Consider the following 15,338-nt stretch of genomic DNA (forward strand, 5'->3'; position numbering starts at 1 on the left):
GTGGCCCTATAATCGAGAGCCAGTTACGATTAATTGAGGGATCCAATTGCGCTCACTGAGTGGTGACCTGTTATTGCAACGTCTCGGTGAACAGCCTGAGGATAAGCTGCATAAGCGGCTCTATAATGCGATCCGCACCAGCATTCTGGACGGTAGCCTGCCGCCCTCGAGCCGCCTGCCTGCCTCACGCGATTTAGCTCAGGAGCTAAGCCTTTCACGTAACACAGTTTTAACCGTTTATGAACAATTACTGGCAGAAGGATATGTTTTAGCACGTGCCGGAAGTGGCACATTCGTCGCCGAAACCGTGCCGGACAGTTGTTTATCCACTGCCAGCGCCCCTGCCGGCAGTGACGGGGAGCAACGACGTATTGAGCTGTCGGAACGCGGCGCTGCTTTGTTGCACCACGCCAGCGCCAGCCCCAAACAATGGGGCGCGTTTATCCCCGGCGTACCCGATGTAAATGCCTTCCCTCATCAGTTATTCAGCAAGATCCAGGCACGCATTAGCCGTCGCCCAGCCCCGCAGAAACTGACCTACAGCAACCAGGGCGGCAGCCCGGAATTGCAACATGCGCTGGTGGATTATCTGCGCGTGGCGCGCTCGGTACGCTGTTCGCCGGAGCAAATTCTGATTACCGAGGGCATCCATCAGGCAATAGATCTGGTGACGCGGCTGCTGTGCAATCCGGGCGACGACGCGTGGATTGAAGAGCCGGGGTATTGGGGGATCCGCAATATCCTGCGGATGAACGACGTGAATATCTGCCCGCTGGAGGTTGATGAGGCCGGTATGGTGCCACCGGAGCAACCCAGCGGCGCACCTCGGTTGATATTTGTCACCCCGTCGCACCAATATCCGCTGGGATCGGTGATGAGCCTGGCGCGGCGACAACGCTTGCTGGCACTGGCACGCAACGGCGGCAGTTGGATCGTTGAGGATGACTACGACAGTGAATTCCGTTTTTCCGGCCAGCCGATCCCGGCATTGCAAGGGCTGGAAGCCGACGCGCCGGTGATCTATATCGGCACTTTCAGTAAAACGCTGTACCCGGCGTTGCGGCTGGGTTACGTGGTGTTGCCAAAACCGCTGGTCGCAGCGTTAAAAACCGCCCATGCCGAGCTGTACCGCGGTGGTCATCTGCTGATCCAGACCGCATTGGCGCAGTTTATTCAGGAAGGCCATTACACCGCGCATATTCGCCGCATGCGGTTGCTGTATGCCCGCCGCCGGGCATTTCTGACCGCATTGATCGAACAGCATCTGGGCAAACAGGCGTTGAGCGAGTTCAACAATAACGCCGGCCTGCACCTGATCCTTAACCTGCCGGACGAGGCGGACGACGTGGCGATCGCCGCCGCCGCCAACCAACGCGGCGTGCTGGTGCGGCCACTGTCGCGCTACTACATGTTGCCGAACCATCGCCGTGGCCTGCTGATGGGGTTTGCCTGCGTGCCGGAAGAACAAATGGCCGCCGCCTTTACCCTGCTGTTGGAATGCATCCGCCCCTGAACGCAGTCTTCCATCAAAGGCTCTGCAATTGCCACCCTTCCTGCCGCCATTGCAAACGGTGAGTTAATTTCAGCGCCTGCAAAAACGCCTCATCATGGGAGACCACCAGCATCGCGCCGGGAAAACTGGCCAATGCGGCCTCGATCGCCAGTGACGATGCCAGATCCAGATGGTTGGTCGGTTCATCCAGCAGCAGCAACTGCGCCGGTTCCTGCCGCCACAACATGCAGGCCAGCGCCGCTTTCAGCCGTTCACCCCCACTCAGCGCCGCCAGGGGCAACAGTACGCGTTCGGCGTTTAGCTGCAACTGTGCCAACTGGCTGCGCATCCTGCCCTCATTTAGCGGCGAATCCTGCAGACCAAGGTGTTCAACCACCGAGAATGACAGATTGAGCTGCGAAAGGTTTTGATCGAGATAAGCCGTCGGTAGCGAGCAATGGCAACAACCGGCTTTGGCGGCCAACTGCCCGAGGATCACCTTCAGCAGGGTCGTTTTACCGCAGCCGTTCGGGCCGGTTAACGCCACGCGCATCGGGCCATCAATGCGTAAATCCAGCGGCGGCATAGTGATAAAGGGCAATTGCAGCTGTTCCAGCACCAGTACCTGTTTGCTCGCCGCTACTGCGCTGCCCGGCAAGGCCAGCATCACCGGGCTGTCTTCCTCCACCCGCTGCCAGGCTTCATGTACTGCGGCATCGAGGGAGCCTTTCTGCTCCTGGTGCTGCTTGCGCAGCGTACCCAGGCTCTCTTTGGCCGCCGCCTTGTAGGCCACCCGCTCAAAAGAGGCGATGTTCAGCGTATCGACGACTTTTAGCGTCTGCGCGGAACGCCGCTGGCTGATGTCATGCTCTTTCTGTTGTCGAGCACGGGTGCGCCGACGCTCCTGACGCACATGTTCCAACCCGGCACGCGCAGCCTGCTGCTCCAGGTCACGCTGACGGCGATAATCATGGTAGTTTCCGCCGTAGCTGTGCAGTGCGCCGGGCGTCAGCTCGACAATACGCTGCATGCGCGCCAGTAATTGCCGATCGTGGCTGGCAACCAGCAAGCCGCCACGCCAGCTTTCCAACTGCTGATACAGCCAGTCGCGGGCGCGGGTATCAAGGTGGTTAGTCGGTTCGTCCAGTAGCAGGAAGTCCGCGCCACTGAGCATCACCCCGCACAAGGCGGCACGCATTCGTTCACCACCGCTTAGATCGCTCGCCGGCCGCTGCGGATCAAATACCGGCAGCCCGGCAGCGCTAAAAGCCGCCTGCAGACGATCGCTGAGATCCCACTGCCCTTCCAGACGATCAATATCTTCCGCTTGCGGTCGTCCCTGCTCAAGACGGGCAAACGCGGCAAAGGTCTCGCCGTAGCCGAGCAACTGCGCCAGCGTGGTCTGCGGAATGATATCCGGCTGCTGCGCCACGTAGGCCAGCGAAGCATGAGACTCAACGTGGCCGTTACCCGGCAAATCCAGCCCGGCAATCAGCCGTAACAGACGCGTTTTGCCGACGCCGTTGCGTCCAACCAGGCCACAGTGGTGTTGATCGAAAGTCAGATCCAGCGGACCGAACAGCGTTTCGCCGTCAGCAAACTGGCAGGTCAGTTGATGTAAAACAAGATGAGGGGACTGCGCAAAATGAGCCATAAGCACTCCTGAATGAGATCAAAACATCCCCACAAGGCACCGATGTGCGCAACGTGGGACAAGATATCAGCAGGCGTGTGTGTTCATTTTCGGTAATGGCTCCGCAGAGAGAGAAGGAATTTCAACGCGCAAATGCTAACCGATTTGCTGTTCACTATGCAAACAGCAATAAAGATTCATGACATCTATCACATTCAGCGCAATGCAGATTCCCAACGGCAGTGACAACGGCTAGATTTATCTCATCCGACCACTTGGTCGTACATAATAATAACAACTGATCATACCCAAAAGCTTTCGAGCTGCAGTTAGGCGGCAAGTTTGAGAGTCCCCTGGAGCTTACTTTGGTAAGTGACTGGGGTGAACGAACGCGGCCAACAACGCTGCAGTTTGAAAGATGCGGGGGGATGAGCGATGGAGACTGCAATGAGCAATTACCCACACCTGCTGGCGCCGCTGGATCTCGGCTTCACTACCTTGAAAAATCGGGTGCTGATGGGATCAATGCACACCGGCCTGGAAGAACTGCCCAATGGCCCCGAGCGCATGGCCGCTTTCTATGCCGAGCGCGCAGCGGCCGGCGTGGCGCTGATCGTCACCGGCGGGATCGCCCCCAATGAAAAAGGCGTGGTGTATCGCGGCGGTTCTACCCTCAGCCAGCCACAGCAGGTCAGCCACCACCGCATCGTCACTGAGGCCGTCCATCAGGCAGGCGGTAAAATTGCGCTGCAGATCCTGCACGCCGGTCGCTACAGCTATCAGCCACAGCCGGTCGCGCCCTCCGCGCTGCAGGCACCGATCAACCCCTTCGCCCCCACTGCGTTGAGCGAGGCGGAGATCGTGCAGACCATCGCCGACTTCGCCCAGTGTGCGGCACTGGCGCAGCAGGCCGGTTACGATGGCGTCGAGGTGATGGGTTCCGAAGGTTATCTGATCAACCAATTTCTGGTGTCGCGCACCAACCAGCGCGATGACCAATGGGGCGGCAGCTTCAGCAACCGCATGCGTTTTGCCGTGGAGATTGTCCGGGCGGTGCGGCAGGCGGTCGGCAACGATTTCATTCTGATTTACCGTCTTTCGATGCTGGATCTGGTGGAAGACGGTTCCAGCTGGCAGGAGATCGAACAGCTGGCGCTGGCGGTTGAGCAGGCGGGGGCGACCATCATCAACACCGGCATCGGCTGGCATGAGGCGCGTATCCCGACCATCGCCACCATGGTGCCACGCGCCGGCTTCAGTTGGGTAACCCGTAAGCTGATGGGCAAAGTGCGCATTCCGCTGATCACCACCAACCGCATTAACGATCCGGCCGTTGCCGAACAGGTGCTGGCAGACGGCTGTGCCGACATGGTGTCGATGGCCCGTCCGTTCCTGGCTGACGCCGCCTTTGTGCAAAAAGCCGCCGAAGGCCGCGCCGACGAGATCAATACCTGTATTGGCTGTAACCAGGCCTGCCTCGACCAAATTTTTGAAGGCAAACTCACCTCTTGCCTGGTTAACCCACGCGCCTGCCGTGAAACCGAAATGCCACTGGTCGTGGCAGAAAAACCGAAGAACCTGGCGGTGATCGGCGCCGGGCCGGCCGGGCTGGCCTTTGCTACTACCGCCGCCAGCCGTGGCCACCGGGTGACGCTGTTCGACGCCGCCGATCAGATTGGCGGCCAGTTCAATATTGCCAAACAGATCCCCGGCAAAGAGGAATTCCATGAAACCCTGCGCTACTTCCGCCGCCAATTGGCGCTGCTGGAGGTAACGCTGAAGCTGGGCAGTTGGGTGAAGGCAGCCGATTTGGCGGAATTTGACGAAGTGATCCTCGCCTGCGGCATCGTGCCGCGTACCCCGGATATCCCCGGTATCGATAACGCCAGAGTCTTGACCTATCTGGACGTGCTGCGCGACAAAAAACCGGTCGGCCAGCGGGTGGCGATTATCGGTGCCGGCGGCATTGGCTTCGACACCGCCGAGTACCTCAGCCAGCACGGCGTGTCGAGCAGCCTGGATCAGGCGGAGTTTAACCGTGAGTGGGGCATCGACAACCAGCTTAGCCATCGCGGCGGTCTGGCAGCCGAAGGGCCTGTGGCGACGCACGCGGCTCGGCAGATTTATCTGCTGCAACGCAAGACCAGCAAAGTGGGTGAAGGCCTGGGGAAAACCACCGGTTGGATCCACCGCACCAGTCTGGCGATGCGCGGCGTAAAAATGCTCAACAGCGTGAATTATCAACGCATTGATGATGAAGGCCTGCATATAGCACGGGCCGAACAGGAAAGTTGCTTGCCGGTAGACACGGTGATTATCTGCGCCGGGCAGGAACCGCGCCGCGAGTTGCAACAACCGCTGCTGGAGATGGGCAAAACGGTGCATTTGATTGGCGGTGCGGACGTGGCCGCCGAGCTCGATGCCCGCCGCGCTATCGATCAGGGCACGCGGCTGGCGATGGCGCTGTAATCACAATCAGGGGCGCATTCCCTGCGCCCCTTGACCAATCAGTAACGTGCGCCGGATTTCACCGCTTTGAGGATCACGAACTTCTTGTTGGATGCGATCAGGGTGCAGTTGCCAAACAAACGCTTCAGCTTCTGGTGGTAATCCAGATGGCGGTTGCCGACAATGCGCAGCTCGCCGCCCACCTGCAGGCAACGCTTGGCGTCACAGAACATCTGCCAGGCGGTGTGATCGGTGATGGCATGCTGCTGGTGGAACGGTGGGTTACACAGTACCGCCTGCACGCTTTCCCGCTCAATCCCCGCCAGCGAGTTATTCACTTCAAACTGGCAACGATCCAGATCCTGCGGCAGGTTGTGTTCCACGTTCAGTTCGCTGGAGGCCACCGCCATATAGGACTCATCAACAAAGCTCACCTGCGCTTGCGGGTTCTGCATCAATGCGGCCATGCCGATGACACCGTTACCGCAGCCCAGATCGATGATGTGGCCTTCAATGTCATGCGGCAGATGGTCCAGGAACAGGCGTGCGCCGATATCCAGGTTGCTGCGTGAGAACACGTTGGCATGGTTGTGGATCACCCAATCGGTGCCGTCCAGTACCCAGTTGGTGGTTACCGGCGCTGCTGGTGGCACGATGTCTGCGACTTCACAGTGGATCAACCGCGCTTTCTTCCATGCCAGGCTGGTGCGAGTGGGGCCGAGCACCTTTTCAAACAGCTGCATGGTTGAGGTATGCACGTCACGCGCTTTGGCTCCGGCGATGATAACCGTGTCCGGTGCCACTACATCGCGCAGCGCACGCAGTTGCTGTTCCAGCAGTGCCAGCGCTTTAGGAATGCGGATCAGTACCACCGCCGGTGACGCAGGCAATTCGGCCAGGGTGTCCAGCAGCGTTACCTGCTGCGGATCCAATTCATTGAGCTTCAGATTATGGCGCGTGGCCAACTGGCTCATATAGGAATCGCTGATGCTGTAAGGCTGATGAGCGTGCAGCGCACAGGCCAGCGTACCGAAGTTGTCGTTGAAAATCAGCACCGGACGATCGCCAATGCTTACATTTTCAAGCTGTTGCAGCAGATATTCGTCCGCCGCTTCCCACGCCTGTAGTTGGGTGGATTCTTCCTGTTGGGGATAACGCTCCAGCTCAAGTTGCTGTGTTCCCAGATCGAGTTGGCTCATTGCCCCTCCTGACTGATAAAATTTGGGCTGTTTATCCCCTAAAAACGTCCGCCAGTAAAATGTTTTTTCGGATAAATTGCCCTTTGCGGGCTTTGCGCGAAAAAACATCATACAATGACCCGCTGAATTATGGCCAATACGGGAAGACGATGTCCGAACTGACTTACCTGCAGGGTTACTCTGAACATCTGCAAAGCCAGGTGCAGCAGTTGATCGACCAGCAACGTCTGGGTGAGGTGCTGTTACAGCGCTATCCGCAGGTGCACGACTGCACCACCGACAAGTCGCTTTATCAGTTTACCGTCGATCTGAAAAACCAGTACCTGCGCAACGCCCAGCCGCTGAGCAAAGTGGCCTACGACGGAAAAATCCAGGTAATGAAACACGCGCTCGGCATGCATACCGCCATTTCCCGCGTGCAGGGCGGCAAGTTGAAGGCCAAGGCGGAAATCCGCGTGGCGACGGTATTCAAGCTGGCACCGGAGCCGTTTCTACGCATGATCGTAGTGCATGAGCTGGCGCACCTGAAAGAAAAAGACCATAACAAGGCTTTCTACAGCCTATGCTGCCACATGGAGCCCAACTACCACCAACTGGAGTTCGATACCCGACTGTATCTGACCCACCTGTCGGTGTTTGGCAATCTGTATACCTGACGATTCCCTGTGATACTCTGATTTCTAACGTCTGGGAACCGGAGATATCTATGATTCGCTTTGCCGTTGTTGGTACCAACTGGATTACGGAGCGCTTTATCGACGCCGCACACGAAAGCGGCAAATTGAAGCTGACCGCCGTCTATTCGCGCAAGCTGGAACAGGCGCAGGCATTTGGTGCCAACTACCCCGTCAGTCTGTTTTTCGATTCCCTGGAAGCACTGGCCCAATCAGATGCCATCGACGCAGTTTACATCGCCAGCCCCAATAGCCTGCACTGCCAGCAGTCGTTGTTGTTCCTCAGCCATAAAAAACACGTAATATGCGAGAAACCGCTGGTGTCCAACCTGCGCGAAGCCGAAAAGCTGGTGGCCTGCGCACGTGAAAATCAGGTGGTGCTGTTCGAAGCCTTTAAAAGCGCCCACCTGCCGAATTTCCTGGCCTTGCAGCAAACGCTGCCGAAAATCGGCCGGTTGCGTAAAGCCTTTATCAACTACTGCCAATACTCCTCGCGCTACCCACGCTATCTGGCCGGTGAAAATCCAAACACCTTCAACCCGCAGTTTTCCAACGGTTCGATCATGGACATTGGTTATTACTGCCTGGCCAGTGCCGTGGCGCTGTTCGGTGAGCCTGAATCGGTGATCGCCAGCGCCAGCTTGCTGGATACCGGCGTTGATGCGCACGGCACCGCCTGCCTCAACTACGGCGACTTCGACGTGACCATCTCCCACTCCAAGGTCAGCAACTCGGACATTCCGAGCGAGATCCAGGGCGAAGAAGGCACGCTGGTAATTGAGAAAATCTCGGAGTGTCAGGGCGTAGTGCTGACACCACGCGGTGGACAACGCCAGGATCTGTCCCAGCCGCAGCATATCAATACCATGCTGTACGAAGCGCAAGTCTTCGCCGAACGGGTGGAGAAACGGCAGGTAGAACATCCGGGGTTGGAAAACTCGCTGATTATCGCCCGCCTGCTGACCGAAATCCGCCGCCAGACCGGCGTAGTGTTTCCTGCCGACGGAGAATGACATGAAGCCGTTATTACTGATGCAAACCGGCGACGCACCGGAAGTTATCCGCAACGAAAAAGCCAATTTCGACGGTATGTTCCTGCAACAGGGGAATATCGACGCCGATCGCGTACAGATCCTGCACCTACCCACAGGCCAACGGCCACTGCCACCGCAACACTACTCTGGCGTGGTGATCACCGGTTCACCGGCGATGGTCACCGAGCAACTGCCGTGGAGCGAACAGGCCGCAGAATGGCTGCGTCAGGCCATGCTTCTCAAACTGCCGATTTTTGGCGCCTGTTATGGCCACCAGCTGCTGGCCTATGCCCTTGGCGGGGAAGTTGGCTATCACCCGCAGGGCATGGAGGTCGGCACACTGGATATTGAGCTGTTGCCCGCCGCCGCCCATGACCGGCGGATGGCGATGCTGCCGCCGCGTTTCAAGGCAAATCTGATCCACTCGCAGAGTGTATTAACGCCCCCTGCCGGTGCCGTAGTGCTGGCGCGTTCGCAGCAGGATGCTTATCAGATCCTCAGTTATGGCGATAACGTGCTGACCACCCAGTTCCACCCTGAGTTTAACGGCGCGGTGATGCACCAGTATCTGAGCTGGCTCGGCGAGCTGTATCCGCAGCAACGGGAGGAGTATCAGCTTAAGCAACAGCAGGTTAGCGATACGCCGTTCAGCCGACTGCTGTTGCAAGGGTTTGTCGTCAGCCTGGGTGCACAAAAAGCCCTGGCCGGGTAACGCAATAAACGTTGACCGCTGACACATTTTGCATTACTTTCTGCCGTGCAAAGGGGAGTAACTTTTATACCCAATAGATTTCAAGGTGCGGCAAGGCGGCAACCGAAGGTGTCCTCAGGAGCTTACTGAAGTAAGTGACTGGGGTGACAGAGGGAAGTCAACGCAGCAGCGGCTTGAAAGATGTAGGGTATCTTGCCGGTTAATCGTCATTACGGTGCGCAAGCACCCGGTTACCGGGCAACCTGATGTCAGGGAGCACCAAGGTGCACCTTCATCAACGTTGTAAGTGAGACCTTGCCGGAAGGCGAGGTTTGCTTGCAGCGTTCATAAGAGCGGCTAGCGTCTTCCGACGTTGGCCGTTTTTGTTTTTGAAGGATACCTCTGATGATGAATTCCGTTGGCACACCTTGGTTATGGGGCAGCTTTGCCGCCATCATAGTTGTGATGCTCGCCATCGACCTGCTGCTGCAGGGCCGTAAAGGCGCACATACCATGACGTTGAAACAGGCCGCCAGTTGGTCGCTGGTATGGGTCAGCCTTTCTTTGCTGTTCAACCTGGGTTTCTGGTACTACCTGAACCAAACCGCCGGGCGTGCCGTTGCCGATACCCAGGCGCTGGCCTTCCTCACCGGCTACCTGATCGAAAAAGCGCTGGCGGTTGATAACGTCTTTGTCTGGCTGATGCTGTTCAGCTACTTTGCCGTTCCGGCTAACCTGCAGCGGCGGGTGCTGATTTTTGGCGTATTGGGCGCGATCGTGCTGCGTACTATCATGATCTTCGCCGGTAGCTGGCTGGTGACCCAGTTCCAATGGTTGCTGTACCTGTTCGGCGCTTTCCTGCTGTTCACCGGTATCAAGATGGCGCTGGCGAAAGAAGATGGCGCGGCGATTGGCGACAAGCCGCTGGTGAAATGGCTGCGTAGCCATCTGCGCATGACCGATAATCTGGAAGGTGAGCGCTTCTTCGTACGCCGCAACGGCCTGCTGTTTGCTACGCCGCTGGTACTGGTACTGATCCTGGTAGAACTGAGCGATGTGATCTTTGCGGTCGACAGCATCCCCGCGATCTTTGCCGTGACCACCGACCCGTTTATCGTCCTGACCTCTAACCTGTTTGCCATCATGGGCCTGCGCGCCATGTACTTCTTGCTGGCTAACGTGGCAGAACGCTTCTCGATGCTGAAATATGGTCTGTCGCTGATCCTGATGTTTATCGGCGTCAAAATGCTGATTATCGATTTGTTCCACATCCCGATTGGTGTTTCGCTCGGTGTAGTCGCCAGTATTCTGACGCTGACGCTGTTGATCAACGCTTGGGTTAACCGCCGGAATGACCGCTTGGCTAATAATAAAGCACCATAATCTGTTATCCGGGGCGCTAGTCGCCCCGTGATTGTTTGGCAATTCGCCTAAAATGCCAAACGTTATTGCGATCACACAAATGTAACCAATATGTTATCAAGAGTTGATCCGCCCTCAGAATTTCACCGCTGGTCCTTTCCAACCCCCCTGGTTTACTGAATACTGATTTGGCAAACACACCTGGTTACAGAATCAAATAAAGTTGTCCGGCGAGGTTCCCGCCGAGATAAAGCTGTAAGCAACATCATCGGGAAAAAAAAGCACTATGCAAAAACTATTACAGAAGATCACTCAGGGCAGTCTGGTCAAACAAATCATGGTCGGCCTGGTGGCCGGTATTATCGTTGCGCTGGTCTCACCGGCAACGGCTTCGGCGATAGGCTTGCTGGGTGCGCTGTTCGTTGGCGCACTGAAAGCAGTGGCGCCGGTACTGGTGCTGGTGCTGGTAATGGCCTCAATCGCCAATCACAAACACGGGCAGAAAACCAATATCCGGCCGATCCTGTTCCTCTATCTGCTGGGAACCTTCGCTGCGGCGCTGGTGGCGGTCGTGGTCAGCTTTATGTTCCCGTCCAACCTGGCGCTGGTGGCTGGCAATGCCGACATCAACCCGCCGGGCGGTATTATTGAGGTGCTGAAAGGCCTGTTGATGAGCGTGGTGGCCAACCCGTTCCAGGCGCTGATTAGCGCTAACTATATTGGTATTCTGGCCTGGGCTGTGGGTCTGGGGCTGGCGCTGCGTCACTCCTCTGACACCACCAAATCGCTGATTAACGATCTGTCACATGCAGTCACCATGGTGGTACGTGCGGTGATCCGCTGCGCCCCGCTTGGCATCTTCGGCCTGGTTGCTTCGACGCTGGCCGAAACCGGCTTCGGCGCGCTGTGGGGTTATGCGCAACTGCTGGTGGTGCTGATCGGCTGTATGCTGCTGGTCGCACTGGTGCTGAACCCGCTGATCGTGTTCTGGAAAATCCGCCGCAACCCTTATCCGCTGGTGTTCGCTTGCCTGCGTGAAAGCGGCGTGACCGCGTTCTTCACCCGCAGCTCGGCCGCCAATATTCCGGTAAATATGGAGCTGTGCAAAAAGCTGAATTTGAGTGAAGACACCTATTCGGTTTCTATCCCGCTGGGTGCGACCATCAATATGGCCGGTGCGGCGATCACCATTACCGTACTGACGCTGGCGGCGGTGCATACTCTGGGGATCCCGGTTGACGTGCCGACCGCGCTGCTGCTGAGCATCGTGGCTGCCGTCTGCGCCTGTGGCGCTTCAGGTGTGGCCGGGGGTTCACTGTTGCTGATCCCATTGGCGTGTAACATGTTCGGCATCCCGAACGACGTGGCCATGCAGGTGGTCGCCGTCGGCTTTATCATCGGCGTACTGCAAGACTCCGCCGAAACCGCACTGAACTCTTCTACCGACGTCCTGTTCACCGCCGCAGCCTGTCAGGCGGAAGACCAGCGTTTGGCAGATGAAGATCCGCTAAAGGTGCGTTAATTTCCGAGCTTATTCAACAAGGCGCTCATTATCGGGCGCCTTTTTTTGACCTCAATATCACAACCCTACAAGGTTACTCCGCTTTTAAAAATCGCTAACTCACGGAAATCATTCACTTCGTTACGTGTCGCCTGACCATTGGCAATCGCCACGATCAGGTCGACAAACTGCCCCAGCAGACTCTCCATTGAGGTGCCATGGATCAGCCTACCGGCGTCAAAATCAATCCAGTGGGGCTTCTTCGCCGCCAGTTCGCTGTTGGTGGCCAGTTTCACCGTCGGCACAAAGCCGCCATAAGGCGTGCCGCGTCCGGTGCTGAACAGCACCATATGACAACCGGCACCGGCCAACGCGCTGGTCGCTACCGCATCATTGCCAGGCGCACTGAGCAGGTTTAAGCCGGGCTGCCGCAGACGTTCGCCATACTTGAGCACGTCCACCACCTGACTCTGCCCGGCTTTCTGCGTGCAGCCGAGGGATTTCTCCTCCAGCGTGGTAATGCCGCCGGCTTTGTTGCCGGGTGAAGGGTTTTCATAAATCGGCTGATTATGGGCGATAAAGTACTGTTTGAAGTCGTTGACCATGCTGACGGTCTTCTCGAAGGTCTCCCGATCGCGACAGCGGCTCATCAGGATACGTTCGGCACCAAACATCTCCGGCACTTCGGTCAACACCGTGGTGCCGCCGTTGGCGATCAGGTAATCAGAAAAACGCCCCAGCAGTGGGTTGGCGGTTATCCCGGACAGTCCGTCCGATCCACCACACTCCAGTCCGAACTTCAACTCGCTCAGCTTACCCGGCTGACGGCGATCGTCGCGCATCACCTGATACAGCGCATGCAACTGCTCCAGTCCGGCTTCGACCTCATCGTCCTGCTGCTGGCACACCATAAAGCGCACCCGCTGCTCATCGACCCTGCCCAGCGTACTGCGGAATACATCCACCTGATTGTTCTCGCACCCGAGTCCAATCACCAGCACCGCCCCGGCGTTCGGGTGGCGCACCATATTTTGCAGCATGGTGCGGGTGTTCTCGTGATCCTGACCCAGTTGCGAACAACCAAATGGATGACTGAACAGATGCACACCGTCGATCCCCTGCGCATCCTGAGTTTCCTTCAGAAAACGCTGCTGGATCTGCCGGGCAATGCCGTTGACGCAGCCAACGGTCGGCACGATCCACAGCTCGTTGCGGATCCCCACCTCTCCGCTGGCACGGCGATAAAGCTGTACCTCACGGTCCGCAGCCTGTGGTGGCAGCGCACAAAAAGCGGGTTGATACTGATAGCTGTCGAGATCGCTCAGGTTGGTTTTGGCATTTTGCGAGTGAATATGTTCACCCGGCGCTATGGCGTCCAGCGCATGACCAATCGGCAAGCCGTATTTGGTGATGGCCTCACCGGCGGCGATCGGCTGCAGCGCAAACTTGTGCCCACGCGCCACCGGTTGCGCCAGCCGAATCGTCTGTGCTTCCAACGCCAACATTTCGCCGACAGCCAGATCGCGCAGCGCTACCGCGACATTATCCAGCGAATGAATTTTTACCATGCTTTGCATAAACCCACCTCGGGCAACGGCTACGCCAGTTCAATGGCGAAATAGTTTTTGGCATTGTCGAAGCAGATGTTTTTCACCATCTCGCCCAGTAACGTGATATCCGCCGGCGCTTCCCCGTTCTCCACCCAGCGGCCAATCATCTGGCAAAGGATGCGGCGGAAGTATTCATGACGGGTATAAGACAAGAAACTGCGGCTGTCGGTCAGCATGCCGACAAAGCGGCTCAGCAGGCCCAGTTGCGCCAACTGCGTCATTTGCCGCTGCATACCGTCTTTTTGATCGTTGAACCACCAGCCGGAACCAAACTGCATCTTGCCCGGCGTGCCCTCCCCCTGGAAGTTGCCGACCATGGTGCCGATCACTTCGTTGTCGCGCGGGTTCAGGCAGTACAGAATAGTTTTCGGCAGGCCGCCCTGGCGCGACTGGGCGTCCAGCAGGCGAGAAAGCGCCTCCGCCAGCGGCCGGTCGTTAATCGAGTCGAAGCCGATGTCCGGGCCCACACTTGCCAGCATGCGGCTGTTATTATTGCGCAGCGCGCCGATGTGATACTGCTGTACCCATTCGCGACGTTGATATTCGGCGGCCAGAAACAGCAGCACCGCACTTTTGAACTGGGCGCTTTGCTCCGGCGTCGGCAGCTTGCCACTCAGGCGCGCCGCTAAAATCGCGTCCAATGTGCTTTCGTCCGCTTCGCCATACACCACCACGTCCAGCGCATGGTCAGCCACCTTGCAGCCATGAGCGGCAAAATGATCCATTCGTTTTTTCAACGCGTCACACAGCGCACTAAAACGGCCAATATTGATATCCGCTGCTGCTTCCAGCTTTTGCAGGTAATCAGTGAAACCTGGCGCGTCGATATTGAACGCCTTGTCCGGTCGCCAGCTTGGCAACACCTTGATATCGAAGCTACTGTCAGCCGCAATCGCTTTATGGTGGCGCAAATCGTCGATCGGATCGTCGGTAGTACCAACCATCTTCACATTCATTTGCTGCATGATGCCCCGCGCCCTGAAATCGTCCTGCGCCAGCAGGGCGTTTCCGCGCTGCCAGATATCGTCCGCAGTCGTCGGGGAAAGCAGCGTACCGGTAATCCCGAACGGGCGACGCAGCTCCAGATGGGTCCAGTGGTAAAGCGGGTTACCTATGGTATGCGGCACGGTAGCGGCCCAGGCATCAAACTTTTCGCGGTCACCGGCATCCCCGGTACACAACCGCTCAGCCACACCGTTGGTGCGCATCGCCCGCCATTTATAGTGATCGCCCTTTAGCCAAATCTCATATAAATTTTTGAAGCGGGTGTTTTCGGCGATCTGCTCCGGCGGTAAATGACAGTGGTAGTCAAAGATCGGCTGGTCTGCCGCATAGTCATGATACAAACGCCGGGCAAATTCGCTGCCCAACAGAAAATCTTCGCTTAAAAACGTCGCCATCTTTTTTGGTTCCTCGCCTTGCTTGCCGTTCGATACTTTGTCCAATGCGACAAAGTTATCACACCAATTTTATTGAGCGTCCAGCAAAATATCACCCTCTGCTTTGGCACCATCAGCCATAAAAGGCCATTAACCGGCATTTTTACGGCAAAAAACCGCCTGTAACGCATAATTATCCAGCAATCAGTATTGCCCAATTGAAAAATGGCTTTTGTGATATCACTCAACTTTTAAATCTGTATGACAAGTTATTGTCTCGCCACCCAGTCGTTCATGCGGCGGGAAAACGTCGGT

General features: G+C 57.2%; 11 protein-coding genes. 7 read left to right on the plus strand and 4 right to left on the minus strand.

Annotated features, from left to right (window positions below; genetic code table 11):
* Positions 1–46 precede the first annotated feature (46 nt).
* Complete coding sequence (locus OCH02_RS12150) at positions 47–1,513, plus strand: PLP-dependent aminotransferase family protein (protein ID WP_261092702.1); 1,467 nt, start codon at positions 47–49, stop codon at positions 1,511–1,513.
* Positions 1,514–1,526: 13 nt separating this feature from the next.
* Here the strand turns inward: OCH02_RS12150 and OCH02_RS12155 are convergent, their stop codons facing one another.
* The gene (locus OCH02_RS12155) at positions 1,527–3,146 is read right to left on the minus strand and encodes an ABC-F family ATP-binding cassette domain-containing protein (RefSeq protein ID WP_261431480.1); all 1,620 of its coding nucleotides are present in this window, start codon (positions 3,144–3,146) and stop codon (positions 1,527–1,529) included.
* A gap of 426 nt (positions 3,147–3,572) precedes the next feature.
* On the opposite strand from OCH02_RS12155, the gene OCH02_RS12160 reads away from it, so the two are divergent.
* Entirely contained in the window at positions 3,573–5,594 is a 2,022-nt protein-coding gene (locus OCH02_RS12160) for an FAD-dependent oxidoreductase (RefSeq protein ID WP_261431481.1), read from the plus strand.
* Positions 5,595–5,632: 38 nt separating this feature from the next.
* On the opposite strand, the gene rlmG is transcribed toward OCH02_RS12160, so the two are convergent.
* Complete coding sequence (gene rlmG, locus OCH02_RS12165) at positions 5,633–6,772, minus strand: 23S rRNA (guanine(1835)-N(2))-methyltransferase RlmG (RefSeq protein ID WP_261431482.1); 1,140 nt, start codon at positions 6,770–6,772, stop codon at positions 5,633–5,635.
* Between the two features lie 149 nt (positions 6,773–6,921).
* Here rlmG and OCH02_RS12170 point away from each other — a divergent pair, with 149 nt between their 5' ends.
* The 5 genes from OCH02_RS12170 to sstT all read left to right on the plus strand — a co-directional run bounded on the left by OCH02_RS12170 (position 6,922) and on the right by sstT (position 12,055).
* Positions 6,922–7,428, plus strand: coding sequence for a M48 family metallopeptidase (locus OCH02_RS12170; protein WP_261409344.1), 507 nt, complete (start codon positions 6,922–6,924; stop codon positions 7,426–7,428).
* A 50-nt stretch (positions 7,429–7,478) separates the two neighbouring features.
* Positions 7,479–8,459 (plus strand): Gfo/Idh/MocA family protein, encoded by a 981-nt coding sequence (locus OCH02_RS12175; RefSeq protein ID WP_261431483.1) that lies wholly within the window; start codon positions 7,479–7,481, stop codon positions 8,457–8,459.
* A gap of 1 nt (position 8,460) precedes the next feature.
* Positions 8,461–9,192, plus strand: a complete 732-nt coding sequence (locus tag OCH02_RS12180; RefSeq protein ID WP_261431484.1) for a glutamine amidotransferase — start codon at positions 8,461–8,463, stop codon at positions 9,190–9,192.
* A 384-nt stretch (positions 9,193–9,576) separates the two neighbouring features.
* Entirely contained in the window at positions 9,577–10,554 is a 978-nt protein-coding gene (locus tag OCH02_RS12185) for a TerC family protein (protein WP_315899192.1), read from the plus strand.
* Between the two features lie 265 nt (positions 10,555–10,819).
* On the plus strand, positions 10,820–12,055 hold the full coding sequence (sstT, locus tag OCH02_RS12190) for a serine/threonine transporter SstT (protein ID WP_261431485.1): 1,236 nt from the start codon (positions 10,820–10,822) through the stop codon (positions 12,053–12,055).
* Between the two features lie 65 nt (positions 12,056–12,120).
* On the opposite strand, the gene OCH02_RS12195 is transcribed toward sstT, so the two are convergent.
* Complete coding sequence (locus OCH02_RS12195) at positions 12,121–13,611, minus strand: UxaA family hydrolase (RefSeq protein ID WP_261431486.1); 1,491 nt, start codon at positions 13,609–13,611, stop codon at positions 12,121–12,123.
* A 20-nt stretch (positions 13,612–13,631) separates the two neighbouring features.
* Positions 13,632–15,044, minus strand: a complete 1,413-nt coding sequence (uxaC, locus tag OCH02_RS12200) for a glucuronate isomerase (RefSeq protein ID WP_261431487.1) — start codon at positions 15,042–15,044, stop codon at positions 13,632–13,634.
* Positions 15,045–15,338 lie beyond the last annotated feature (294 nt).

This window comes from Serratia quinivorans (genome assembly GCF_946227985.1).
Classification (GTDB): domain Bacteria; phylum Pseudomonadota; class Gammaproteobacteria; order Enterobacterales; family Enterobacteriaceae; genus Serratia; species Serratia quinivorans_A.